We start from the raw sequence: 24575 nt of genomic DNA on the forward strand, positions 1-24575 counted from the left end.
ATAGTCCAAGTCCTGCTGCTTTTTTACGTCGCTTGCGACGGACTCTGCTTACAGCGCGAACGCCTCGGCGAAAATGCTTTCCCGGTGAATCTCTCTGAGCGTTTCGTCGATCTTGACGGCTTCTGCCTCGCGGTTCTCGATCATGGCGTCGAGCTTCGCGATCATGTTGGCCTCGATATGGGCGCTGTCGCGCACGTCGAACACGTACTCGCCCTGTCCGAACCGTCCCAGCAGCTCGCGATACTTGGTCGCCCAGCCGAGCGCCACGACCGGAATGCCGTTCTTGTACGCATGCACGATCGAGTGATAGCGGGAGGCGACGAGAAATTCGAACTGCACGAGCACGTCGTGGATCGCGATGCAGTCGTATTCCTCCTCCAACAGCACCACGCGCTCGTCGTTCGGGAACCTGCGCTTGATCTCCTGGCAAATGATCAGATCCTCCGTGGAGTGACGGAAGAGGTAGACGTTTTTGCCGCGATCGAGCAGATGCTGCGTCATGCGCTCGTACATCGCGAGCATCGATTGGCGCGTCCCGTACTTCATCGTCTTGACGTTCGGCACGATGCCGACGGCATTCGGCTTGATCGCGAGCGGCTCGCCTTTTATGTAGTTGCCGTCGCGGAACAAATGGGACAGATTGTAAGGGTTCGAACCCTGAAGGACGATATCCACGGACCTGCGCAGATTGCCCGACGTATACTTGCCGAGATACTCGGCCCCCTCTTCCTCGCGGGCATAGATGTATTTCGGATAGCGAATGTACTTTTTAATCATCGGCGGAATGACGTATTTATAAATGCCGGTATACTCGAACGGACCGAACGACTGGGACAGCAGCACCATCGGAATCTTGTTCTGCCGGGCGAGCCGGATGTTCGCCAAATAATTGATTGTGTGGCGGATGCTGAATTGCGAGGAGAGGGCGAAGCCGCTAATGTCGACGATGAGGTCGGTTTCCTTTAGGAGCTCCTTCATCTGCGTCTTGGTGATGCTGACGCGCTCGTCGTTCGGGATCAGCTTGCCGATCAGCGTATAGACGCCGCCCAGCAGCTCGATCTTCATTTTTTTCCCCATCTTCACCAGTTGAAACGCGTAATTGCGGTCCTCGTCCGGACAAACGAGCACGAGCTCCTTATCCGGATATCGCATCTTGATTTCGTTCACGACCGTGAACGTCATCGCCTGGGCGCCCTTATTCTCCATTTGGCCCCCGACAATCAATATTTTGCCCATGCGTCGATCTCCCTTTCGCTTTAACTTGATAGAATGACCGGCTGCGACCAGACGGCTCCGTCCGAGGGGACGGAAAACATAGAAGATAGTCGCTATTACCCCCTGCCTGGCCATACCAAACAAGAAAGAGACCGAACGCCGCGTCTGCGGCATTTCGGCCTCTTGCAGGATCGGCGCGAATTACCTGTGCCTGATCAGCTCTAAAAAGCGGTCGACGACGACGTCGATGTGCGTCAACGTGCGCTCGTCCGTCAGGCGCGCGCCGCCTTCGCCGAACTTTTGCGGCGCCTGCGCGACGGCAATCTCGTTGCCCGCCGGAGGCAGCATCACCGCCTGGATGCCCGGGCTCGACAAAATCTCCCGCAGATGCAGCTGGCCACGCAGCGTGCCGTACATGCCCGGACTCGCGCCGGCCGCGAGAACAGGCTTGCCGATCAGCACCTTGTCACCGCGCGACAGCCAGTCCAGCGCGTTCTTGAGCACGCCCGGCACCGACCAGTTGTACTCCGGCGTCAGGATCAGCACGCCATCCGCCCCCGCGACCTGCTCGCTCAGCTTCCGTACGGACTCGGGCGGATTGTCCTCCTCGTCCTGATCGTAGAACGGCAGCGTGCCGAGATTCGCGATTTCGAGCTCGAACTTGCCGCGGTACCTCTCCTGCATGGTCAACGCCAGCTTCAAATTCACGGATTCCCTGCGCAGACTGCCTACCAGCGCGATCAACTTCATCTGTTTCAACAACCTTTCTCCCGGTAATCGGTCTTGGCAAATAAAGCGACTCCCTCACCATAGCAGGCCGCATGCGGTTATTTCAAGTATGGCTAACTCGCCGCTCCCGCCGCCCAACCTCCCCAGTTACACGGTTTTTCCGGCTAACTCGCCGCTCCCGCCGCCCAACCGCCCCAGTTACACGGTTTTTCCGGCTAACTCGCGACTCCCCCACCCCGATCGCCCCAGTTACACGGTTTTTCCGGCTATCTCGCCGCTCCCGCCGTCCAACCGCTCCAGTTACACGGTTTTTCCGGCTAACTCGCCGCTCCCGCCGCCCAACCTCCCCAGTTACACGGTTTTTCCGGCTAACTCGCCGCTCCCGCCTCCCAACCTCCCCAGTTACACGGTTTTTCCGGCTAACTCGCCACTCTCGCCGCCCAGCCGCTCCAGTTACACGGTTTTTCCGGCTAACTCGCGACTCCCCCACCCCGATCGCACCAGTTACACGGTTTTTCCGGCTAACTCGCCGCTCCCGCCGTCCAACCGCCCCAGTTACACGGTTTTTCCGGCTATCTCGCCGCTCCCGCCACTCAACCGCTCCAGTTACACGGTTTTTCCGGCTAACTCGCGACTCCCGCCGTCCAACCGCCCCAGTTACACGGTTTTTCCGGCTATCTCGCGACTCCCGCCGTCCAACCGCCCCAGTTACAGGGTTTTTCCGGCTAACTCGCCACTCCCGCCGCCCAGCCTACCGAGTTACACGGTTTTTTTCGGCTAACTCGCCGCTCCCGCCGCCCAGCCTACCGAGTTACACGGTTTTTCCGGCTATCTCGCCGCTCTCCCACCCCGATCGCCCCAGTTACACGGTTTTTCCGGCTAATTCGCGACTCCCCCACCCCGATCGCCCCAGTTACACGGTTTTTCCGGCTAACTCGCGACTCCCCCCACCCCGATCGCCCCAGTTACACGGTTTTTCCGGCTAACTCGCCGCTCCCGCCGTCCAACCGCCCCAGTTACACGGTTTTTCCGGCTAACTCGCCACTCCCCCACCCCGATCGCTCCAGTTACACGGTTTTTTCGGCTATTTCCCCTTTAAAAACAATCCTATCGCTTCCATAGTAGCTCCTTGCCCTGCTCCGCGATCGCATATCGATGGCACCTTCGCTCGCCTCCCCCGACGCGCAGGAGCAGTTGGGACAACGTCATGCTCCGCAGAAGTATGCGTGCTTTGTCCTGTCGGACGCCCAACCAATCGCACACGTCATTCAGTGTGAAATCCAGCACATCGACCGCCATCCTGAGCAGCTCCCTTTCATAAACGTCCAAGTCTCTTAACCCGCTACCGCCTCGCCCCCGCCTACCCAACAGCTCGTATACCGCTCGCCTGCACATATCCGGCTTCTTGTCCAACTCGTCCCGGCTGAACGGAAAATACGCGTAGCCGCTCAGCGCGAACGTGCGCATCCGCATGCGCTCGAACGAGAAGCGGTCCCTCGTCGTCAACTCGACATGCGGCACGTAGCCGTCGCACTCGAACACCAGTCCCAGCGGTTCATAGAACACGTCCGCATAAATCTTGACGCCGTTCGTCCCCACGATCTCGTATTCCAAATGAAAGCCCTCAAGCGACCCGAACACCGGAAGCAGAAGGTCGGTCAACAACTTGATCGTGCCGCTTAGATCCCGCTGCAGCATCTCCAGCCGTTGCCCCTTCGCCGTCTGTCTTTGCTTTTCGATAAACGCAGCTACGATGGATGCCGCCGTTTGGTCCGCCTGCTGGCGAAACTCTTTTTTGACCATTGCTAAGACCCGCCCCTCCAAGAGTCTAAAATAAAAACAAAAAGCCGCTCGCTCCGATGAGGAGCAAGCGGCGTGTGCTTCACGCGCATGTTAGTTAAAGGCCGTACGTGCGACCAGCATCAGAATAGCATACTGCGGCGGAGCTGCCAAGCTGCGCGTCTCAGGCCTCTTTATTGCGCCCGACTTCTCATCACGGTATATTCAATCCATAATGCATATCTCGGAAAACAGCAGCCTTTGCACGGGAAAGGAGTGAGCGCATGTCGCCTAGAGTGACTGAAGCATACAAAGAAGAAAAACGGGCCTCCATTCTAGCCGGGGCGCTCCACTGCTTCCTGGACAAGGGATTTCAAGCGACGACGGCCGACGACATCGCGCGTCATCTTCGCATCAGCAAAGGCACGCTGTACGGCTACTTCGCCAGCAAGGAGGAGATCTACATTCAGCTGGCCCACGCCCGCATGGACGATATGATCGAATCGCTCAACGCGCTGTACGTGGAGACGTCGAGCGCCAAGGCGATGCTGCTGCACATGTTCGATCGCTTTCGCCGGCAGCCGTTGGACGAGCTTCGCAAATGGCTGACGTTTCACCTGGAATTCACCACCTACGCGTCGCGCCGTCCCGAGCTGATCTACTCCAACCGGGCCTACCTCGATAAAGCCCTAAACTTGCTGAGCCGGATTCTGGCGTCGGGCAAGCGATCCGGCGAATTCCGCGCCGACCTGGACGATTCCTCTGCCGCCTACCTGTTCTGGGCCGTCCGGGACGGACTCGCCATGAGCTTTCTGCTCGACGGGGACGAGACGGAGTATCGGCGAATCCTGGACGACATGGAGGCGATGGTGATGAAGCATTTGAAGGCGTGACCGCGCTGAATGACTGCCGATTGACCGCCGAAACCTAACCCCGCAGCTCCCTTATGCGGTACATCAGGCTGTCGAAGTCGCCGCGCAGCGGCAGCTCGACGCCGATCCGCATCAGCGCACGCCCGCTGCGGACGTCCTTCGCGCCTCCGATTTCCCTACCTTCGCCCCTCGCGCCTTCGATTTCCGAACCTTCGCCTTCGCCCCTCGCGCCTTCGATTTCCGAACCTTCGCCGCCCCTCGCGCCTTCGATCTCCGGCCTTTCGTCCTTCGCGCCTTCGATCTCCACGCCCTCAACTTCATACCGCTTATCCGGATCAAGCCCCTGCAGGCACAGACGCGGCAGCCCATCCCCGAGCTTCTGCGCGTGCAGGAACGCGAACAGCACGCTCTCCTCGCCGCTGTCGCCCACTCCGACGTATTGCACCGCGTCCACGCCCTTATGCTTGAGCGCCGCCAGCCGGTACTGCCTGCCGCCCTGCACGAGCGGCCGGATCGCCTTGTACTGCGCGACCAGCTTGGCCGCCTCCGTCAGTTGCCCCTCGCTCCACTCGTTCAGGTTGGCGCCAATCCCGAGCGTGCCCGTCATCGCGCTGTGGAAGCGGTACTTCAGCGAAGTGACCCGTTGGTTCATCCCGCTCACCGCTTCCGTCACCCAGCAGGTCATCAGCTTCGGCCCGTACGCATACGAGAAGCCCTCCTGAATGCTAAGCCGGTCGAACGCGTCGGTATTGTCGCTCGGCCACGCCTGGTCGGCATAGCGCAGCATCCCGAGATCGATGCGCGAGCCGCCGCCCGCGCAGGTCTCGAACGCCACGCCGGGGAAGCGCCGACGCAGCTCCCCCCCAGATCTCGTACAGGCTCCGCACGTGGCGAATCCATAGTTCCTTCTGCCGGTTCAGCGGATGCTCTTGCATGCCGGGCTCCGTGATGGTTCGGTTCATGTCCCATTTGACGAAGGCGATATCGTGTTCGCCGAGCAGCCGCGACATGAAGTCGACAATGTAGCTTTTCACCGCCGGATTCGAGAGATCGAGCACCAACTGGTTGCGCGGCTCCGTCCGGGGACGCGTCGGAAAATGATAGACCCAGTCCGGATGGCTGCGGTACAGCTCGCTGTCCGGGTTGACGGCCTCCGGCTCCACCCAAATACCGAACGCCATGCCGAGTCCGCGCACCCGACCGATGAGCTCTTCGAGCCCGTTCGGAAATTTATCCGGGTTCACGGTCCAATCGCCGAGCCCCGCCCGGTCGTGATGCCTCTCGCCGAACCAACCGTCGTCGATGACGAACAGCTCCGCGCCGATTTTCGCCGCGCGCTCCGCCAACGCTATCTGGTCCTTGGCGTTGACGTCGAAATCGGTAGCCTCCCACGAATTGTAGAGCACCTTGCGCAGTTCCCGGCTTGGCGACACATGCTCGTATTGGTAGCGGTGCAGCGCGCGGCTCATCGCCCCGAAGCCGCCCGCGGCATATCCGCCGACGAACGACGGCGTCTCGAAGCGCTCGCCCGGCCCCAGCGTCCATTCGCTGTCGAAGTCGTTAATGCCGCCCGTGACCCGCACGCGGCCGAACGCCGTCTTCTCGAGAACGATTTTCCAGTTGCCGCTCCAGCCGAGCGCGCCAAACCATACCTTCCCGCCTTCCTCGGTCGCTGCCCCGTCGTCGATCGCGAACCAGGGGTTCGCATGGCCGTCGGTGAACCCGCGCCGCGACTCCAGCACCTTCTTCCCTTCCGTGAGTTCCGCGCTTCGCAGCTGAAACTCGCCGGCCCATTTGCCCGTCACGTGCGTCAGCCGGTAATCGCGAAGCGCCGGCAGGGACCAAGCCGCCGACTGGGCGCTCTCGAGCACGACATCGCGGTCGCCGGTATTGACGATCGCAGCCGACCGCTCGATCAGGTCATGCCCGGGCCGGACCGCGTATGCCAAATGCGCTTCGAGCGGATACGCCTCATCCCGGAGCGCGATCGTCAGCGTCTCCTTGCCGTCGTCCGCCCGCTCGATCCGGTGACCGGCATAGGCCATGCGCAGATCGCGCACGCCGTCATGCCAGCGTACTTTGAGCGACGGCTCCATGTACGACAAACCGCCCCAATAGGCGAATTCCTCCGTCTCGCGGTCGAGCGCGGCATCGAACGAGCTGTGGAGCCGGGAGCCGAGCAGCGGCGCGCAGTCCGCGGCCGCCACCGGGGCTCCCCAATACAGATGCTGCAGGACGCCTTTTTCGTTCAGCCCGAACACGTAAGAGCTGCCGTCCGTCATGATCGAGAACAGGCGGAGGTCCGAATCGAATTGGATCATCGACGACCTCCCGAGCTCTTCTCCAGCCGCAAGCCGATTCTCCCGATCTCGGGGGCAAGCTCTTCGTCATGGTACAGCTTGATGCGGTTCGCGCCCTTCTTCAGCCGGATCTTCACCTCCTTGATGCCCGAAATGTCCCAGCGGGCCGGCCCCCAGCCGCCGGTGTTGAAAAGCACGGAACGAATGGGCGGCTCGTCGTTCACGGCGATCAGCAGCGGCCGGTTCTCGCCGGAATAATAGTCCAAGGTAAGGATGTGCTCGCCGTCTACGTCGGCCATGACCGACCCGAACGTAATCGAGCCGCCGCGGCCGATGCCGACCGCCTTGCGCAGGCCGGCGGCGCCGTCGACATGGCTGAGCCCCGCGCCGCCCGCGAGCAAGCCAGTCTCTGCCGGGTAGTACGTGTCCTCGTACGGCGCCCAGCCGATGACCCGGATCTGATCGATCCCCGGAGCGGGCTCGCCATCGCCGCTGCGTCCCAGCACGATCGTATTCTCGCCCTGCCGGAGCGTCACGACGACATCGGACGTTCGTACGACCTCGTCGCCGCCCGAGGATTCAAGACGCGCGACCTGCGGCTCGCCCCCGTTCACGCTGACGCGGAGACTGCTCGGCGCCGCGGACAGATCGAACAGCCGCAGCGTATGCCGGCCCTCTCGCTCCGCGACAATCCCCTCGAACGCCAGCCCGCCGTCGCCGCCCAGGCGAACCGCGCTGCCGCCCGCGGCATTCTCGCAAGCGACGCGGTCCGCGCTTCCCCGAAGGACCGCGTCCAGCGAAGAATAGGTCTTCGCGTCGGCGTCCATGTACCCGCCCTGCACGCCGGACTTGAGCGCATGCTGGCCGTCGCTAATATAGAGCGCGAAGCCGCCGCTGTCGAGCGACTGCACGGACACGCTGTCCCGGCTCGTCAAGCGGCGCACCTCTTTTTTCAGCACGTCGCCGTTCTTGCCGTCTCTGTAAATCTCGACCTCGTACTCGCCTTCGGGCAGGAAGTCCAGCGACAGGGTCAGACTCCGCGCCGACGTCACGATGCCGCCGACGAACCATTCTTGATCCGCCCTGCGCATCAGGACTGCATGGTCGCCCGGGAAGCCCGACAGCACCTTCACTTCGTCGAACCGGGCAGGCAGCCTGCGCATGAATTCGGTGCCCTTCCATGCCTCGTAAGCGTAGATCGAATCCGCGAAATGCTGCACGCCGGAGTCGTACACGACCGAGAGGGCCAACTGATGCCCCTGCGTCGTGTTGCGGTTCAGGTTGGAGAAGCCGGTCACCGTGTAATCCATCGGCCCCACGACGTTGCGGGTGAACGGCACGGTGCAGTTGTGCACGGCATGCGGCAGCCCGCTCCATTTGTAATGCTCCAGCCCGAGGATGCCTTCGGCCGTCATGATGTTTGGATACGTCCGCCCCTCGCCTGCCGGCTTCGTGCTGCCGTGAAAGTTGATCATCAGCTTGTGCGCCGTCATGAGATCCGCGATCATGTTGTACTGCCACATCGTGTGCTGCGAGTCGTTCATGAAGAAGTCGACCTTCAGCCCGACGACGCCCCACGCCGCCCAACGCGGAATCTTCTCCTGCGCCTTCTCCAGCGTGTCGATCGCCTGCATGTCGGACCACAGCCAGACGTCGACGCCGCGCGCTCTGCCGTAGTCGCACAGATCCTTCACCCAGCTATCGTCCCAGCCCGCATCCACCGTGATCGCCTCGAATCCCATGGCCGCGGCAAAGTCGACGTAGCGCTTCTGCTCGCTGTACAGCTGCGCGCCGTTTTCGAACGCCCACCAAGACCAGATGCTGCGCGCCGGCTTGATCCAGGACGTATCTTCCCAGTCGCACGGCGGGTTGAGGTTGTAATTCAGCGTACTGTTCACCAATTGGTCCAGCGTGTCGCAGACGGTGACGATCCGCCAAGGCGTCGCGAGCGGCAGTTCAGCCTTCATCGGCTCGAGCTGCTCGGGCGCGAAGGCGATCTTCATCCGGCCGTCCGGCTCGGTCTGCAGGTGGCTGGAGCAGTAGCTGCCGCCCGTGTTCAGAATGCCGGCTTCGGTGATCATCGCCCAGCGGCTATCCTCCGCGCTGTGCAGGAGCGCCGGCATGCCGTAATCCCGTCGGCCCGCCTTTTCCCAGCCGCAGCGGTTGTACGTGCCTTCGTACGTGTTCACCCAATCCTGGAGCCACAGGTCGTCGTAAGTTTTCGGAAAATCGAAGTCGGTATACTCTCCATAGATGCGGAAGGTCTGCGCGCCTTCTGCTGCACGCTCTACCGTAACTTCCCCCGAGTCCCCGCCGATCGCATAACGGAAAGCAAGGCCGTCGTCGAACAGACGGAAGCAGACGGATACGGCCAAGCGTTCGACCTCGAAGTGCAGCGCGAGCTCGTTGGCTTCGTTCACATAAACCGACTTCTTGCTGACCGGCAGCGAATAGCGCTCCGAGATCGCAGATTCCTCGCTCCTTATGAAGCTGTAGCCGGTGCGCAGGTCGCCGAGGCTCGTCGCCATGCCCAATCTGGACCGGCCGAGGACGTCGCGTCCGTCCGACGCCAACGAATAATAAAGACCTTTTTCTTCATCTTGAAAAACGGACAGCGCAAGTTTTCGATCGGGCGAAACAAGTTTCCACATGTGCGTAATCTCCGTTCGATAGTTGATGGATGGCTAGCCCTTCACGCTGCCCATGACGATGCCTTCGGCAAAGTATTTTTGCAGGAAAGGGTACACGAGCAGCACCGGCAGCAAGGCGACGATGACTTGGGCGGCGCGCGAAGTCCGGTCGGAGATTAAGGACCACTTGGCGACGTCGGCGGCCGACAGGAGCGACATGTCGCGGTTCACGATGACGGTCTGCAGATAGCTTTGAAGCGGGTAGTGCTCGGGGCGGTTCATCAAAATAAGTCCTTCAAACCACGAGTTCCAATGGTTCACGATGCAAAACAGCGTTAACGTCGCGATCGCCGGCGCGGACAGCGGGACCGCGATGCGCCACAGCGACTGCCACCTTCCGGCGCCGTCCATCAGGCCCGCTTCCTCGATCTCGTCGGGCAGCGACTTGAAGAAGTTGAGCAGCAGGATGACGTTCATCACCGGCACTGCGCCGGGCAGAATCAACGCCCAGAAGGTATCGACGATGCCGGTCATCTTGATCGTCATATACCAGGGAATGAGCCCGCCGCTGAACAGGATCGTCACCACGAAGTACCAGGCGTACGGCCCGCGGAACCGAAAGTCCTTGCGTTCCTTGGACAGCGGATAGGCGACGAGAATCGTCAGCAGCATGTTCAGCGGAACGCCGACCGCCACGCGCAGCAGGGACACGGCGAACGCGCGGCCGAACTCCGGCTTGCCGAGCACGAATTCGTACGACTTGAGATTGAAGCCGACGGGCCACAGGTTCACCCGTCCCGAGCCGACGGCCGCGCTGCTGCTGAGCGAGATCGCCAGCACGTTCACGATCGGCAGCAGGCACGCGAGCGCCACGAGAGCCAGAAGGAAGTAATTGAGCGCGACGAAGGTTCGTCTTTCCCAGGATGCATCGTTGTACATAGCCGACCCACTTTTCCTAAAAAATCCGGTAATTGGCCCATCCATAGGCGAGGACGTACGAGGCCCCGATGAGACCGAACGACACGACCGATTTAAACAGCCCCACGGCGGTGGCGACGCCGTAGTTCGCGTTCTCCAGTCCGATCCGGAAAACGAGCGTATCGATGATGTCCCCTGTCTTGTAAACTTGCGGGCTGTACAGGTTAAAAATCTGCTCGAAGCCTGCGTTGAGCACGTTGCCGAGACTTAAGACGGACATGAGGATAATCATCGGAAGCAGGCCCGGCAGCGTGACGTAGAGCGTCTGGCGCAGCCGGCCGGCGCCGTCGAGCGCCGCGGCCTCGTACAGCGCGGGGTTGATGCCGGTCAGCGCGGCCAGGTAGACGATCGTGCCGTAACCGAACTCCTTCCACGTATCGGACAGCGCCATCGTATAAGGGAACCAGCCCGGGTCGCCCAGGAAGTAAATCTCTTTCATGCCGAGTCCGCGGAGCAGCTCGTTCACGATGCCGGTGGACGGCGAGAGGATGTCGATCAAGAGGCCGCTGAGAATGATCCAGGACAGAAAGTGCGGGAAATAAATGATCGTCTGCACGCTTCGCTTGAACAGCCGGCTGCGGGCTTCGTTCAGCATGAGCGCGAAGGTGACCGGCACGACGACGCCCGCGGCCATCTTCATGACGGCGATAAAAACCGTGTTCCAGAGGACGCCCGAGATCTCGGGCATATGCAGCATGTATTCGAAGTTGCGCCAGCCCACCCAAGGGGACCCGAACATCCCCTTGGACGGCGCCAGCCGCTTGAACGCCATGACGATTCCCGCCATCGGCACGTAGCTGTAGACGAAGACCAGAACGACGCCCGGAATCAACATCAGGTGAAAAGGCCATTCGCCGCCGTGCTTGCGCTTCATCGTGTTCGCCTCTTCCCGCATTCGTACTGCGCTTCGTTATTGCGACGCTTGCCAGGCATTGACTTCGTCCGTAATGGCTTTGCCGCCTAGCGAATTCCATTGGCTGACGAATTGGTCGAACTCGTCGACGGAGCCGCCCATCATGATCCGCGTGAAGGCCTCCAGCTGAAGCTTGCCAAGCGTCGCGTTGTTGTCCGTCATGCCCTGCGTCGGCGCGCCGTAGAACGCGTCGTCCAGGTGAGCGCCGTCTTTGGCGTAACCCTCGATGACCGCCAGCGAGCCTTCCGGACCGTACATTTTCTCGCTGTCCCAGAAGTTTACGTCGCCGCCGCGATAGGAGACGATCTTGTCGTAATAGCTTTTCTCCTCCGCATTAAGCGCGGCTGGATCGTTCGCCGAGAGCGCCTTCACGACGTTCAGGTGCGCGTCGAGGTTTTTGCGCGGCGCTTCGCCGTACAGCAGCGCGTATTCGAACACCGCGTTGCCGCTCTTGTCGGCGTTATATACTTCCGGCTCGGCCGTCTTCCCCACAGCTTCTCCAGGTCGAAGTTCAGCAGCTTGACCGCGGCTTCGGGATGCTTGGCATCCTTCTTCACGACGTAATACGTATTGATGGCAAACGGCACTTGCGCCCGCGCCGGCTCCGCGTCGACCGATGGCAGCGCGATCGGCTTCCAGTCCATGGCGGCATCCGCCTTCTTGCCGTCGAGCAGCCAGCCCGCGTTCCAGAAGTAGCCGTAGAAAAGACCGAGCTTGCCCGCGTTAGCCGCGTCCTTCACCTTCGTGGCGTCCTTCGTGCCGAACTCTTTGTCGATCAGGCCGCCCTTGTACATCTCCTGCAGTTTCTGCAGCGCGGCTTTGGTCTCCGGCTGCACGCTGCCGTAGGCCAGCTTGCCGTCGCCGGTCTTCACCCAAATGTTCGGGTAAGCATGGTAACCGTTGAAGAACCCTTCCAGGGCGCCGAAGAAGCCGAAGATGTCCTTCGTGGCGCCAAGCCCGTACGTATCCGGTTTACCGTTGCCGTCGGGGTCTTGCTTGACGAACGCTTCCGCGATTTTCTTCACGTCGTCCATCGTTTTCGGCTCGGACAGTCCGAGTTTCTTCAGCCAGTCCGTCCTCACCCATAGCACGTCCGCCTGCCCGAGTCCGGAGCTCATCTTGGGAATGCCGTACAGCTTCCCGTCGAACGTGCCGGACTTGAGCGCGTTGCCCCCGTCCTCGCCGAGCAGCTTTTTCGTCAGCTCGGAGCCGTATTTGTCGTACACGGCCGACAGATCCATGACCTGCCCGTCGTCGACCAGACGCTTCAGCTGCGCCGCGTTCACGGACATAATGTCGGGCAGGTCGTTCGATGCGATGGCGATGTTCAGCTTCTGGTCGTACTGCGCGGCCGGCGTCGTCCACAAATAGTTGATCTTGACGCCGAGCTGATCGGCGTAGGCGCGCGCCCAGACATTGTTGTCGATCGACTCGCCTTCGCCGAACTTGGTGCCCTCCGAGATCGGGCGCACCGCGGATACCTCGATCGGCGGGTCGTACTTGCCGAGCGGATCGGCCGGCGCGTCCGTCTCGCCCGATGCGGTCGCGCTACTTGCGCTTCCGGCGCTCGCGGAGGCGCTGGCGCTTGCCTGATTTTCCACGTTGTTTCCGTTATTGCCGCTGCATGCCGCGAGCGCCGATACGAGCGCGAGCGAGAGCAGAATCGTGCTGACCCGTTGCCGTTTCATCGTGCTCCTCATCCCCTTGTCGTCGATGGTTCTATCTTTCATCCGAATTATAACAACGCGCGCAGCGGGATCGTGAGCGACCGGATTCCAAGCGGAGTAGGGTAATTTTCCGCATTCGCCCGGCGCCCGACGATTTTCCTCCCCCTACTCTCGGAAAATCGTCTACATGCGACGAACACCCAACTGAAGAAACGGCCGACATTCTCCGCTTTTCCCGCTGGGTGCCGCGATTCGCTATTTGCCGTGCAGCTGCCTGTACTCGCTCGGCAGCAGTCCTGTCTGTTCCTTGAACAGCTTGCTGAAGTACCGCTGGTCCGCGAATCCGCACCGCTCCGCGATCCAATAAACCGGATAATTGGTCGTGACGAGCAGCTCCCGGGCGGCGCGGACGCTGACGGTCTGAAGAAAATGGCTGAACGTCAAACGCATGATATCGCGGAAGCTCGTGCTGAAGTAATTTTTGCTCAAATTGACCCACTGGCTCACTTCGCTCTGCTTCACGTGCGCGACCGGCTGCTCCGCGATCCGGCCGACCGCCTTGACGATCGCCTGGATAATGTCTTCGGAATAGCCGGAACGGCGCAGCCAGGCCTGCAGGCGGGCGCGCAGCTTCCGCAGCCGCTGCTCGAAGCCGTAAGCATCGACCGGCGCAGCTTCTTCGATCTCCTGCCAGTCGAACATCGGAAAGTTCAGCTGCAAGCGATCCTTGGAGGACCGCCACAGCTCGGCCACCTGCCCGGCATCCGGATCGTGCTTCCCGATCGCCGCGAGGAGCGATTCGAATCCGTCGTCGTCCATCACCCATCGCACGCTGCCCGACAGCTCGGCGACGTCCTTCATCGCCGACGCCTGCGAGGCGCCGGTCCGCGGCTCGGGCGCCTCGGTCCGCATGGCCTTGACGATCCTTGCCAACGCCTGGTCGAGATCCATCTCCTCCAGCTGCGTCTTGACGATATAATCGATTGCGCCCATGCGCAGCGCCTCCTGAATATACTCGAAGTCCTGATGGCAGGTGAGGATGACCGCCTTGATCGATGCGTCGTGCCGCTGCGCCTGTCGGATGAGCTCGAGCCCCGACATGCCGGGCATCGTAATATCGGTCATCAGCAGCTGGACCGGATGCTCTCGCAGAAACTGCATCGCCTTTTCGCCGCTGGCCGCTTCGCCAGCGATCTCCACGCCGTACTTATCCCACGGAAAAAGAAGCCGGAGTCCTTTGCGCACCAAATGTTCGTCATCCACGATCAATGCCTGAATCAAGGCCGAGCCCCCCCTGTCTTGTCGATCGGCAGACGGATCGAGATCGTCGTCCCGACGCCGCGCTCGCTTTCCATCTTCAGTTCCGCCAAGGCGCCGTAGTATACCCCTAGCATTTCTCTTACGTATCGGAGCCCGATGCCGAGGCCCGACTTGTGGAGCGGCTCGCGGCCCTCCAACAGCTCCGCCAGCTTTTCCTCCGCGATGCCCTGCCCGTTGTCCTGCACGCGCAGCAGCAAGCGCCCGTCTTCCTCGGAAATAACCACGTCAATCTCTCCGCCTTCGTCCGCGTCGAAGCCGTGATACAGTGCGTTCTCGACGATCGGCTGCAGGATGAACCGCGGGATCGGCAGCTCGAGCAAGGCGGGGTCGGCCCTCACGCCGACGTTGAACGCATGATCGTAGCGATAGCCCTGCAGCTCGATGTAATCCTGGATCGCCTCGACTTCCTCCCGGACGGTCACCATCATGTTCTTTTTGCCGAGATTGTAGTGGAGCACGCGGGTGAACACCGAGACGAGCTTGGAAATGTTGGTCTGGCCCTGCATGCGGGCGAGCCATTGAATCGTGTTGAGCGTATTGTGGAGAAAATGCGGGTTGATCTGCACGAGCAGCTTTTCCACCTCCAGCTGTCCCCGGCGCTTTTCCTTCTCCTCGACGTCCGTGATCAGCTCCGCGATGCGCCGGCTCATCTGCTGGAAATTAGTCAGAATCCGGTTGAACTCCGCGAGGCCGGTGGCTGACACTTTGGTAGGCGATTGATTATAGCTGAAGTGCGTAATCTCTTTGTTGATGATGCGGATCGGACGATAGACCATCCGCCAAATGAGCCAGGCGAGGAAAATGCCGAGCAGGAGCGACAAGGAGGCGAACAGGCCGAACTCTCTCAGCCACCGATTGAGCTCGCTGTTGTACGAGGCGGTCGGGATGAGCTGGATGACGGTCCAGCCGTGGCTGCCCGCGGCGCGAAACGTTTTGTATCCGTTTGCAAAATCCGCCTCGCGGACCTCGCCCGGCCGATCGGACTTTAGCGTGCTGTAAACGATTTTTCCGTTCGGATCCGCAAGGACGTGGTACACGGGCGAGTTGGGGTTTTCGGCGGCCGAACCGCCGACAGGGGCGAACATATCCTCAAGACCCGCGATCTTCGTCTCGATATAGGCGTACAGGAATTGGCCTTTGCCGTACGGCAGCTTGCGCAGCAGGGAAAACACCGGGTATTTGCGGTCCCCGGGGTCGAGCGAAGGATAAGGCCCGAAGTAGGAGAACAGCTTCTGCGTGTAGAAGACCGGCAGCGCTTGCGGATCGAACGCCAGCTTTGCGCTCGTATTGGGGAACAGCAGCGGATCCTCGAGATCCGGGGCATAGAAAAACATCGCGCCGACGTTCGGATTCGAAAAATTGACGTTGGCCATCGACTGGGCGATGTTCCGGTACAGCACGGACCGCTCGAACGAATCGGAGCTCCCGATGAACTGCACGACCTCTCGTCCAATGCCGCCTTCGACGTCGAGCAGTTGGGACACTTTCGCCAGCTCCTCCAGCTTTCGGTCCAATTCGTCCCGGTCCCGCGCCACCTTCGCGACCCAGTCCCGTTCGATTTTTTGCGTCTGCACGATATAGATCCAGCGATAGGAAATGTACCCGGTCAGCAAGCTCGGTATGACCGCGGCGATAATCAGAATGACGATCAGCCGCCCTCTGAGGGAAGGAAGGAACGCGTAACGTCGAATGAAATTCATGGGCAGCCTCCGCTTCGCAGCCGGCATGGATGGACGGACTGATGTTTGCTGCCGCTATTATAACAGCATTAATCGGGAGTGGAACAGGGCGTTTGTTTGGGAGCATGACGCTCAAGCAGCGATGCCGCGCACGTTATTCCGTGCCGCGGACACAGGGGCCGCTATTTTCAAAAATATAAATGTGTTTAACGGCTTAGCGGACAGGGAATCCGGGCCATTTGGATGAAATAGCGGATCTCCTGTCCGCAAGCATGAGCTTTGCGCGCGGATCGCGGAAAATAGCGGACGGTGTGTCCGGAGAAGGCGAGGCGGGTTGCGATAGACCGAGCGGCATCCAGGCGCAGAGCTGTATGTCCGTTCGGCCGCGGCACGCTGTTTTGCAGGCTTAAAGCAAATCCAATACCTGCTTGCCGATTAGCAAGGCGCAGACGGCGAGGAAAAGCGGCTTGATATACGCGCGGCCGCGGCGGATCGCGAAGCGCGAGCCGATCCAGGAGCCGGCGATCATCGCCGCGCCCATGAGCAGGCCTACGCCATAGTGGACGGAACCGAGGACGAGGAAGGTGGCGAGGCTCGCGAGATTGCTGGCGAAGTTGAGCGCCTTGGCGTTGCCGGCGGCCTTCACGAAGTCGAAGCCGAGCAGCAGGAAGGCGAAGATGAGGAACGAGCCGGTGCCGGGGCCGAAGAAGCCGTCGTAGAAGCCGAGCGCGAACGCGGCGATCCCCGTCATCCAGGCGGTGCCGGCGGTAAAGCGGACAAATGCCGCCCGCTCGCCCCAGTCACGCCGCAGCAGCGTGTATACGGCGATGGCCGCCAGCATCGCGACGACCATCGGCTTCAGGAAGCCGGACGGCACATGCCGGAGCGTCAGCGTGCCGGCCGCGGCGCCGAGCAAGGACAGCGGGATCAAGCCCCGCACCGCGCGGACGTCGACATGGCCGGAGGCGAAAAAGGACAGCGTGCTCGTGAGCGAAGATAGCGTGCCGGCCAGCTTGTTGGTGCCGAGCGCCGCTGCGGGCGGCAGTCCGGCCGTCAGGAGCACGGGTACGGAGATTAGGCCGCCCCCGCCGACGACCGAGTCGACGAAGGCGGCAGCGAATCCGCCGAGGACGACCAGCGCGAGCATGCCGATGCTAAGGTGATCCATGGCCGCTCAGTACCTTTCCCCTCTTTTGCGCAAATAGAAATAAAGCACGAGACAAGCGACGGCGCACAGCAGCGCCATCGCTCCGATGAATCCGTAACCCGCCTGCAGCCCGAACACGCGGCTCGCGTCATCGCCCCTGCCCGCATACAGATCGCGGACCCCTTCGATCAGGCCGCCGATCGCAAGGTTGCCGAGCACGCTGCCGATACCCATGAGCGTGACGGTGAAGGTAATGGCCGTCCCTGTGCCTCGGGGATAACGCTTGGTGAGCAGCGCCATGACCGTCGGATAGATCGGGGCGATGCCGACGCCGGCGAGCGCGAACAATATCGCGCCGCCTTCCCCCGCGATCAGCGCCGCGATGCTGCAGACGCCCGAGCTAAGAGACAGGACCATCATGGACATGACGTAGCCGAACTTGTCGGTGAGCGGCCCGAGCAATAGCCGCGCGAGCGTGAAGCAAAGGAAAAAGGCCGACAGCATGCCCGACGCGTCGGTCGGGCTCCAGTCATACGCTTTTTCCAAAAAATTCGCCAGCCAGCTCCCGATCGACAACTCTGAAATAACGCCGGAGGTAAGCAAAAGCACGATCAGCCAGGCGACGGGATCTCTCAGCAGCTTGCGGTAGGAGATACGCTCCTCCGCTTCGTCGTGCATCGGCTCTGCCGGGAGCCGTCCGAGCAGCGAAGGAATGACCGGCAGCAGCGACAGCATCAGCACGATGACGTACATGCCCCTCCATCCCAACGCGTCGCCGTCAGGCAGCCGCCAGCCCATCATCGAAACGGCCGCGATCGGCGCGACGATCGAGCTCAATCCATAGAAGAAATGCGAAAGGTTCATCAAAAAGCCCGTACGCTTGACGAAAATGCGGGCGGCGAGGATGGCAAGCGCGATCTCCAGCATGCCGTTGCCGATATACATAAAAAAAGTACGAGGCGGCCAGCGCCTGAAAGCCGTTCGAGACGCCGATCAGCACGCCGCCCGCAGCCATCGACACGAACGCCGCGATGCTGGTTGCCTTGATGCCGACTTTGTCGGCGAGATAAGAAGTGAAGGTGCATGCGACCAGATAGCCGAGCGAGTTCATCGCGAGCATCAGGCCGAGCTGTCCCTCATTCAAGCCGAAGTCCAGCTGCATCCGCGGGATGGCGGGACCTTTCACGTTTTCAGACAAACCGAACACGAGGAAGCCGCCGAAAACGATCGACAGCAGCCATATTTCGTTCATGCTTATTCTCGAAGCGCGCTTGATCACTGTAAGTAAACCTCCGTATGATGCGATAACCTGATGGCCGGACAATAGGAACATTGTCCCTCAAAGCGCGCAAAAGAGCAATCGAAAAGAAATCGGCTGAGCGCGCGGGTGATAGAATAAAAGAAGAGTTCCGGATGCATGATGAAAACAGGAGGCGGACAAACATGGCAAGATTGGTTCCCTACATTTTTTCCGAGGACGCGAGGTCGCAATCCCAGTTCTACATGGACGCGCTGGGCGGCGAGCTCCTCTCCGTCATGACGTTCGGCGACGCGCCGGGCACGCCCGAAGCGCTCAAGGAGAAGATCATGCACCTGCACATGGTCGCGGGCGGCATCACCATCTTCATGTCCGACAGCCCGAGCCGTCAGGTTGAACGGGGCAACGGCTCGGCGCTCAGCCTGCTGTTCGACACGCCCGAAGAAGCCCATGCGGCATTCGACAAGCTGGCGGCCGGCGGCACGGTCCACGACCCGCTGATGCCGCAATTTTGGGGCGCCTTGTTCGGCGCGCTGCGGGACAAGTACGGCGTCGAGTGGCAGGTGTCGACGGAACAGCAGCAGCAGCAAGGCTAAGGCGCGCTTCACGCAACGACCGCTGGAGGACTGACTCCGGCGGTCGTTTTTGCGTACGGTCCCGTGATTACGGAGTGCGCGCTGACGGCCCTTGACCGATAATAACGGCGCTGGTGCGGTTTGTTTCTGGTCGAGACTTCCGGAGTGAGAGAAGCTGGGACGGGGCATGGTTTGTTTCTGATCGAGACTTCTGGAGCGTGGGGAGCAGCAATGGGGCTTGGTTTGTTTCTGATCGAGACTTCCGGAGCGTGGGGAGCTGCGACGAGGCTTGGTTTGTTTCTGATTGAGACTTCTGGAGCGAGGGGAGCTGCGCCGGGGCTTGGTTTGTTTCTAACCGAGACTTCTGGGGCGAGGGAAGCTGCGACGAGGCTTGGTTTGTTTCTGATTGAGACTTCTGGAGCGAGGGGAGCTGCGACGGGGCTTGGTTTGTTTCTAACCGAGACTTCTGGGGCGAGGGGAGTTGCGACGGGGCACGGTTTGTTTCTAACCAAGACTTCCGGAGCGTGGGGAGCTGCGACGGGGCATGGTTTGTTTCTGATTGAGACTTCTGGGGCGAGGGGAGTTGCGACGGGGCACGGTTTGTTTCTAACCAAGACTTCTGGGGCGAGGGAAGCTGCGACGAGGCTTGGTTTGTTTCTAACCGAGACTTCCGGGGCGAGGGAAGCTGCGCCGGGGCACGGTTTGTTACTGATTGAGACTTATGGGGCGAGAGAAGCTGCGAGGAGGCACTGTTTGTTTCTGATCGAGACTTCTGGAGCGAGGAAAGCTGGACGTAAAAAAGCCCGCTCTGCGTCCATGCGGACAGCATCGCGGGCCAGTCGCGTTTATTGCTGAAGCGCCTGAAGCTTAAGCTTCGTGCACGTAGGTCGGGTCCATGTGGAACACTTCCCACAGATGGCCGTCCGGATCCTGGAAGCTCTCCGTGTACATGAAACCGTGATCCTGCGGTTCATTGGATGCCGAGCCGCCGGATGCCAGCGCCTTGCGGACGAGTTCCTGCACTTCTTCCTTGCTGCTCACGGAGACGGCCATGATGAACTCCGTCGTCTTCGTCGCATTCGCGATGTCCTTTTTGATGAAGGTCTGGAAATAGGACTCGGTCAGCAGCATGGCGAACGCCGTATCGCTGAGAATCAGGCAGGCGGCATTGTCGTCGGTGAATTGCGGGTTGAACGCGAAGCCGAGCGCTTCGAAGAAGGCAATGGAGCGCTTCAGATCCTTGACCGGCAGGTTGAGAAAGGTTTGCGAAATTTGAAAGGCCATCGTCGTCACCTCATGGTTTCGTTTTCGTCCGAATCGGACCCTGACGTCATTTTACCACGGCGCGATGAAGCGGGTTTCTTCTCGATTGCTAATCTTCGGCGGAATCGACGAACACGATTATTCGGCCGCTTCGACCCGAACGCCGGCTTCCGCGCAAGCCCGCGCAAGCTCGCCGTCCGGCGAAGCGTCGGTGACGATGCGCTTCACGTCCCCGAGTCCGGCGAACGACACGAGCACGCGCGCGCCGAACTTCGTGCGGTCGAGCACGACCGTCGTCTCCCGCGCCTGTCGTATGGCGATCCGCTTGATCTCGGCCTCGTACAGGTTGGAATTGCTGAAGCCATGCGCTTCGCTCAGTCCCGTCGCCCCAAGGAACGCCCGGTCGAACGACATGCCGGACAAGCTCTGGGCGGCGATCGGACCGACGAGCGAGTGCGTGGATTCGAGCAGCATGCCGCCGGTCATGATCGTCGGGATCTGCTTGGACGCGAGCTCGGCCGCGATATTCAGCGCGTTGGTCATGACCGTGATCTGTTGGCCGGGCTTCAGCGACCGCGCGATCTGGAGCGTCGTCGTGCCGCCATCCAGGAATACGGACTCGCCGGGGGCGATCAGCGAGGCGGCGTGCCGTCCGATCCGCACCTTCTCGTCCGTGTGCATGCCGGTGCGATCCTGCAGCGCGACGTCTCTGTAGACATAGATCGCCCCGCCAAACGTGCGCCGGACGCTGCCGCTCTCCTCGAGCTTCTCCAGGTCGCGCCGGATCGTCATCTCGGTCACGCCGTGCCGCTCGCTCAGTTCCGAGATGCGAACCTCCCCGCTCTGCGCGATCTGCTCATGGATCTGGCGCTGCCTCGCGTTCCAGTCCGCCTGATTGTGCATCATCTGTCGCCGCTCCTCCCGTCCGCCGTGCGCGTCCCTCGTTATTCCTCTATCATCGCTCGTTCAGCCGCTATTTTCAACTCCAGCCGATGTGTCACCCATGCGCCGGGCGCCAGCATGACCGGTCCGCCTTCCCGGACCTCCGCTTCGTAGCCTTCGACCCGGCAGTTGGCCGGTTCAAGGCCTAGCACGTGCGCGCCTGCGCCCGGCATGCGCCACTGCACGAGCCGGGGAAGCGTGTCCGCGGACCAACGCAGCTTGACCGATACGGCCGCCGCCCCTGGCCCCGCAGGGAAAGCCGGCTGGCGCACGCATGCTTCGGCCATGCCGTCGCGGTCGTCCAGCTCGTGATAGAAGACGCGTTCCTTGGCGTTAGGATCGGGCCGTTCCCAGCGGGCGCAGTCGGCTGCATGCCCGGCTTCTCCTCTTTCCGAGGTGACGGCGGGCGGCAAAATGATGGAGGCGTTCTCGTCCAGCAGCGGAAATCCGAAATTGAAGTGGTACAGCATCATATGAGGCGACGGGGAGAAGCCCAGGTTTTCCACGCGGTCTTCGATATGAATCTCATTGGCGCCGAGTCTGCCCGAGATTCGCCGGTGAAGCCTGAGATTCGCGCCGAACAACGCATTTTCCTCGATCGTGCCTTCGACGCGCCATACGAGCTCGTCGCCGACCCATTCCTCGCGAGCGGCTACCTGCGATGCGGGCGTATGATGCGCCCTGCCATGCAGTCCTTGCTGGCCCCCCGGCGTTTCGGACGGCGAGCCCGCATGAGTCAGGCCGCACGTCATGAGCAGTCCGCCAGAAGCCGTGCGAAGCCAGCCCGTGCCGGCTGCGTCGTAATAGGCCGGATTCGCATCTCCTGCAGCGGACCGCCAGGACAGCGGCGCGCCCCATAGCTCCGCGCGCGAGATGTCGAGTCCCTTGGACGGCACGATGTCCAGCGTCAGGCCCGCGCCGGTCGCCACGCGGATGAGCTCGACGCCCGCCTCCTTGCCCTCCGACAGCGTCATGCGCCGCACGCCGCCGATCTGGCTCATGCGGCCGACGCGGGCTTCCAGCTCGCGGCGCGTCCAATCCTTGCCGTACAGTCTCATCCGACCGCCTCCGCTTCCTCATGATCTCGCAGCGACGATAACCGCCCGGTCCTTATTTCGCATGCAAGCCTGCTCTCTTAATCCTCGACGATCGGCGGGATACGGACGACGGCCGGGTCGGTGAACACGTCGAACTCGTCGCGGCTCGTGCTGGAAAACTCCGATACGATCGCGCCTTCCGGCCCGCCCTGAAACCAGTGCTTCGTATTCGGCGGTATCGTATACTGCTCTCCGGGAGTTAGCACGATCTCGTGCCGCACGGTGTAATGCGCCGCGCTCCGCTCGGGAATTCGCGCTTTCACGTCCGCGACAGGCTCGCCCTCGACATACAAGTAGACGAGCCCCCAGCGGCAGCGGAACGTCTCCATCTTGCCCGTCTCTCCGCCAACGTCGGGATGCAGATGCTCGGGACATGTCTGATAAGGGAACAAGGCCAGCTCCTTGGCGCAGTAGCGGTCCGTATTCACGTAGGTGATAAGCTCGAGTCCCTCCGTCTCCAGCTCGCCGAGGCCGAAGCCCGCCACTTCGATGCCCCCGCGTTCCTCTTCGGTCAATACGATGCCTGCCTTGCGAAATAGTTCGCCCGTGCGCCGCTGCGCCTCGCGAATCTCGCTGCGTCTGATGCTCATCGGTATCGCTCCTCTCCGGAATGTTTATCTGTAAAAGAGATGCTGTGTGGAATATCGATTCGGCTATCGGCGCCGGCCAATGTTAGATGAAGTTGCCGGCACCTCAGTTGCGCGGTGAAACCGTGTAACTCCGGGCCGATAAGCGCATTTGCGCCTTATCTCGGCCAGATCAGGCTGCCGGCTCCCGCCGATAAGCGCATTTGCGCCTTATCTCCGCCAGATCAGGCTGCCGGCTCCTGCCGATAAGCGCATTTTCGCCTTATCTCCGCCAGATCAGGCTGCCGGCTCCCGCCGTTAAGCGCATTTGCGCCTTATCTCTGCCAGATCAGGCTGCCGGCTCCCGCCGATAAGCGCATTTGCGCCTTATCTCCCAGCAGGACCGGCTGCGACCGGTTGCGCATACAGCGAGCGGCCACGCCGCCTAGCGCGGGCCGCTCCAGAGCCCGCTGTCCGCCAGCTGCGTCCAGCCCGGCAGCGCCAGGACCGGCGTCCGCTGACGCCAGCCTGCGTCGATGCGGCGCTGAAGATCGTCCCAGCGCGGGATGCCGCTGACGGCGTCGGCGCGCTCGACGTTGCACGCGCCCGTGCCCACGGCGCTGAGCAGCGACCGCTCGAGCGTCAAGCCGCTCGCGAGCCCGCCGAGCAGCCCCGCGATCGTGCAGTCGCCGGCGCCGGTCGTGCCTTCGACGTGGACCGCGAAGCACGGCGCGAGCAGCTCGCGCGCCAGCCAGCCGCCGATCGCGTCCGCGCCAGGCGCGCAGGCGCCCATCGTCGCAAGACGCGCGGCATCCGCCGTCGTACGGACGTACAGCCCGTGCTCGCCCAGCTTGATGCCGGCCACCGCGACGCCAAGCCCCAGCAGCTCCTCGCCCAGCGAAGACAGCAGCGCGCCGTCCGCCAGGCCGAGCAGCTCCTCGCCGCCGCTGCGCGCGGACAGCTCCCGGTATGTGTCCGGCCGGAGCATAAACAGAATCTCCTCCAGGCTAGGCAGGAACACGTCGACATGCGGCAGCGCGCGGGCGAGAATCGCCGGCCAATCCGCGCGGCCGGCGTCGGAGGCCGGATCGGGTCTGGCCATGTCGAGCGAGACGGTCGCCCCGGCCGCCTTCGCGCGCCCGAGCAGCCAAGCGAGCTCCTCGCCGTCCCGCTCGTACATGCCGCGCATGAGCGGCGGGTAGCCGAAGTGGAACAGGCGAATGCCCGCAAGCGCTTCCGAAGATACGTCGGAGGCGGCGAATGTATCGTTGGTTCCCGTCGCGTGCAGGAACAGGCGGTCGATCCCCGGCGGGCTAATGACGATCGTGTAGGAACTGCTCTCGCCCGCCGACACGATCATGCCGTCGCTCGCGCCGGCGCCGTAGGCGTCGAGACATTCCCGGATCGAGCGCCCGAAGGCGTCGTCCCCGATCTTGCCCATGAGACGCGCGCCGAAGCCCAGCCGCCGCAGGGCGAGCCCCGTGTTCGCCACGGCGCCGCCCGTCGAGAGGCTGGCCGGTCCGATCTCGACCAACTTGCCCGGCGCTAGCAGCTGGCTTAAGCCTTCGGGATGCGAGGGCAGCGCCGGAATGATATCCAGGCAGATATGCCCGGCGACGACGATGTCCGCAGCGCGGTCGGTCAC

The 24575-nt window shown here is 61.8% G+C and carries 20 protein-coding genes and 1 pseudogene; 2 read left to right on the top strand and 19 right to left on the bottom strand.

The annotated features are described in order from the left end of the window. Positions 1-48 precede the first annotated feature (48 nt). The 3 genes from OMP38_RS09045 to OMP38_RS09055 form a co-directional block, all read right to left on the bottom strand. Positions 49-1236 carry a polysaccharide pyruvyl transferase family protein gene (locus tag OMP38_RS09045; RefSeq protein ID WP_277564782.1) on the bottom strand — a complete coding sequence of 396 codons (1188 nt, stop codon included), beginning with the start codon at positions 1234-1236 and terminating at the stop codon, positions 49-51. Between the two features lie 180 nt (positions 1237-1416). Continuing rightward, positions 1417-1965: an NADPH-dependent FMN reductase gene (locus OMP38_RS09050; RefSeq protein ID WP_277565214.1), complete on the bottom strand. Its 549-nt coding sequence runs from the start codon at positions 1963-1965 to the stop codon at positions 1417-1419. A gap of 1086 nt (positions 1966-3051) precedes the next feature. Beyond that, entirely contained in the window at positions 3052-3747 is a 696-nt protein-coding gene (locus OMP38_RS09055; RefSeq protein WP_277564783.1) for a hypothetical protein, read from the bottom strand. 260 nt (positions 3748-4007) lie between these two features. Between OMP38_RS09055 and OMP38_RS09060 the strand changes: the two genes are divergently transcribed. Next, complete coding sequence (locus OMP38_RS09060) at positions 4008-4616, top strand: TetR/AcrR family transcriptional regulator (protein WP_277564784.1); 609 nt, start codon at positions 4008-4010, stop codon at positions 4614-4616. 34 nt (positions 4617-4650) lie between these two features. On the opposite strand, the pseudogene OMP38_RS09065 reads toward OMP38_RS09060, so the two are convergent. The 11 genes and pseudogenes from OMP38_RS09065 to OMP38_RS34580 all read right to left on the bottom strand — a co-directional run bounded on the left by OMP38_RS09065 (position 4651) and on the right by OMP38_RS34580 (position 18481). Continuing rightward, positions 4651-6916 (bottom strand): annotated as a pseudogene (locus tag OMP38_RS09065) (alpha-galactosidase). Continuing rightward, a complete protein-coding gene (locus OMP38_RS09070) occupies positions 6913-9546 on the bottom strand; it encodes a glycoside hydrolase family 97 N-terminal domain-containing protein (protein WP_277564785.1) in 2634 nt (877 codons plus the stop codon). The pseudogene OMP38_RS09065 and the gene OMP38_RS09070 overlap by 4 nt, the downstream one beginning before the upstream one ends. Positions 9547-9579: 33 nt before the next feature. Continuing rightward, positions 9580-10464: a carbohydrate ABC transporter permease gene (locus OMP38_RS09075; RefSeq protein WP_277564786.1), complete on the bottom strand. Its 885-nt coding sequence runs from the start codon at positions 10462-10464 to the stop codon at positions 9580-9582. 16 nt (positions 10465-10480) lie between these two features. Continuing rightward, positions 10481-11377, bottom strand: coding sequence for an ABC transporter permease (locus OMP38_RS09080; RefSeq protein WP_277564787.1), 897 nt, complete (start codon positions 11375-11377; stop codon positions 10481-10483). Positions 11378-11413: 36 nt separating this feature from the next. Then, positions 11414-11854, bottom strand: coding sequence for a hypothetical protein (locus OMP38_RS09085; protein WP_277564788.1), 441 nt, complete (start codon positions 11852-11854; stop codon positions 11414-11416). Then, complete coding sequence (locus OMP38_RS09090; RefSeq protein WP_277564789.1) at positions 11794-13104, bottom strand: extracellular solute-binding protein; 1311 nt, start codon at positions 13102-13104, stop codon at positions 11794-11796. The genes OMP38_RS09085 and OMP38_RS09090 overlap by 61 nt, the downstream gene beginning before the upstream one ends. Positions 13105-13338: 234 nt before the next feature. Next, a complete protein-coding gene (locus OMP38_RS09095; RefSeq protein ID WP_277564790.1) occupies positions 13339-14364 on the bottom strand; it encodes a response regulator transcription factor in 1026 nt (341 codons plus the stop codon). Next, positions 14361-16103, bottom strand: coding sequence for a sensor histidine kinase (locus tag OMP38_RS09100; protein WP_277564791.1), 1743 nt, complete (start codon positions 16101-16103; stop codon positions 14361-14363). Before OMP38_RS09100 ends, OMP38_RS09095 begins: the two co-directional genes overlap by 4 nt. Before the next feature lie 385 nt (positions 16104-16488). After that, positions 16489-17250: a TSUP family transporter gene (locus tag OMP38_RS09105; protein WP_277564792.1), complete on the bottom strand. Its 762-nt coding sequence runs from the start codon at positions 17248-17250 to the stop codon at positions 16489-16491. Positions 17251-17256: 6 nt separating this feature from the next. Continuing rightward, positions 17257-18120, bottom strand: a complete 864-nt coding sequence (locus tag OMP38_RS09110) for an MFS transporter (RefSeq protein WP_338130492.1) — start codon at positions 18118-18120, stop codon at positions 17257-17259. Continuing rightward, complete coding sequence (locus tag OMP38_RS34580) at positions 18008-18481, bottom strand: MFS transporter (RefSeq protein ID WP_338130444.1); 474 nt, start codon at positions 18479-18481, stop codon at positions 18008-18010. Before OMP38_RS34580 ends, OMP38_RS09110 begins: the two co-directional genes overlap by 113 nt. 191 nt (positions 18482-18672) lie before the next feature. On the opposite strand from OMP38_RS34580, the gene OMP38_RS09115 reads away from it, so the two are divergent. Continuing rightward, the gene (locus OMP38_RS09115; protein ID WP_277564793.1) at positions 18673-19083 is read left to right on the top strand and encodes a VOC family protein; all 411 of its coding nucleotides are present in this window, start codon (positions 18673-18675) and stop codon (positions 19081-19083) included. Positions 19084-19929: 846 nt separating this feature from the next. Here the strand turns inward: OMP38_RS09115 and OMP38_RS09120 are convergent. From OMP38_RS09120 to OMP38_RS09140, 5 genes are all read right to left on the bottom strand, one after another. Then, positions 19930-20346: a VOC family protein gene (locus tag OMP38_RS09120; protein WP_277564794.1), complete on the bottom strand. Its 417-nt coding sequence runs from the start codon at positions 20344-20346 to the stop codon at positions 19930-19932. A gap of 117 nt (positions 20347-20463) precedes the next feature. Next, complete coding sequence (locus OMP38_RS09125) at positions 20464-21231, bottom strand: DeoR/GlpR family DNA-binding transcription regulator (RefSeq protein WP_277564795.1); 768 nt, start codon at positions 21229-21231, stop codon at positions 20464-20466. A 38-nt stretch (positions 21232-21269) separates the two neighbouring features. Continuing rightward, positions 21270-22325: an aldose 1-epimerase family protein gene (locus tag OMP38_RS09130; RefSeq protein WP_277564796.1), complete on the bottom strand. Its 1056-nt coding sequence runs from the start codon at positions 22323-22325 to the stop codon at positions 21270-21272. 77 nt (positions 22326-22402) lie between these two features. Beyond that, on the bottom strand, positions 22403-22954 hold the full coding sequence (locus OMP38_RS09135; protein WP_277564797.1) for a D-lyxose/D-mannose family sugar isomerase: 552 nt from the start codon (positions 22952-22954) through the stop codon (positions 22403-22405). Positions 22955-23375: 421 nt separating this feature from the next. Further along, complete coding sequence (locus OMP38_RS09140; RefSeq protein ID WP_277564798.1) at positions 23376-24575, bottom strand: carbohydrate kinase family protein; 1200 nt, start codon at positions 24573-24575, stop codon at positions 23376-23378.

The sequence above is a fragment of the Cohnella ginsengisoli genome (assembly GCF_029525555.1).
Taxonomy (GTDB): Bacteria; Bacillota; Bacilli; order Paenibacillales; family Paenibacillaceae; genus Cohnella; species Cohnella ginsengisoli.